The following is a 1,407-nucleotide window of genomic DNA, read 5'->3' as shown; positions in this document are numbered from 1 at the left end:
GTGCAAGAGCGGGCTTAGCCGCGCTCTTGCACCCCTCCCGTTCGGGCCCCGTTCTCTTTTCGCCGGGAAGGGGGAGGGGGCTGCCCCTCGGCGCTGCATCACTTTGGGTATTGCCCGGCGGCCGATTGCAGGTTGCACGCCTTGAAGAATTGTCGTAGCGGCGAGACCAGCACCCGGAAAATCCTCCAAATCCCCTTCCGGAATCCGGAACCCAAGATTAACCCACATCTTAAAGATGCATAGATTTACCTATGTTTAAAAGGGTCGGAATAAGGCTCCCGGAACCCACTTTCGGTTAGGAGAACCGATGCACACTATCGCCATCGCTCTCGCAGCTCTTGCGGCGGTCCAGGTACCCGCCTACTTCAACGAGAAGGAGGGAATGCTTGTCGCACACCCCGCCGACGTCCCACGAGACCAAGCCTTATCGGGTGAACACGTGCTGGTGTCGCCGCGTGAGTACCGCACCGGCCGCGGCTACTCTGCGGTGGCGCGGGTGCCGGACGGCGGAGTTGACTTCACCCTGATCGCCTTCGTTTTCTGGGCGACCGGAGACGACGTAAACCAGTGCGCCCGTGCCGTCGCCGAGTGGGTCACCACTCCCCGGCCCACGGCCGGGGCGGTGCTACGTGCCGCGCTCGCCGAATGGGGTATCACCATGGGTACCGACTACGTCGACGGGACCAACGCCATACCCCAGAATGCAGCCACGTCCACCACCGACATCCGCGGCCGTGCGCACCTGACCGTCGGTGCAGGTGACTTCTTCGCGGAGCACGTCCCGGCTTCGCACACCGGCTGGATCGTGGGCATCCACGACGAGATCGGGGAACACGTCGGCACGATGTACTTCCCGGCAAAGCCCGAGGGCGACCTCGTGGACTGCGCAGCCGACTCGTCTGCCGTCGCCGAAGCCATCGCCGACTACCTCACCCGCCCCCCGCACTGACTCCCTGCCGGGGTGCGGCACACGGCTGCACCCCGGATGCGTCCCCTGCCGGTGGGAGAGCAGTCCGCCCGGACACGATCGCCGCCCATGCGGTGACCGGTGACGGGTGACCGGACTCGCGCTCGTACGTCGACCGCGTGGCCCCACCGCTCTTCGCAGCTCGGAAGGGGGCACGGTGCCGATCGCGCGTGCGGGCGCCGGGGTGCCGATCCTGGACCACACCCGGACGCCCAGGCGCATCTGGCCTGCCGGGCCGGGGCGGCTGTCGTGCGAGCTGTGCCCGGCCGGAACCGTCCTCCGGATCGCTTCCGGGCGCAGGCCGCTCACCCGGCGGTGTGATCGAGAAGCACCCCTTCTCCCGCTTCGCCGGTCGGTGTCACGGTGAGCTGGCCAGAGCATCTGCTCTTCCCGGCTTTCTGAGTGTGGGGCCCTCGGCGGGAGGGGTGCAAGAGCGGGCT

The 1,407-nt window shown here is 67.1% G+C and carries 1 protein-coding gene; it reads left to right on the top strand.

Going from position 1 to position 1,407, the window contains the following annotated elements:
- Positions 1–307: 307 nt before the first annotated feature.
- The gene (locus ACWGJ2_RS40465; protein ID WP_453351423.1) at positions 308–949 is read left to right on the top strand and encodes a hypothetical protein; all 642 of its coding nucleotides are present in this window, start codon (positions 308–310) and stop codon (positions 947–949) included.
- The last annotated feature ends 458 nt before the right edge of the window (positions 950–1,407 follow it).

Source organism: Streptomyces sp. NPDC054796 (assembly GCF_053611545.1).
This window is presented reverse-complemented; position numbering and strand designations above follow the sequence as displayed.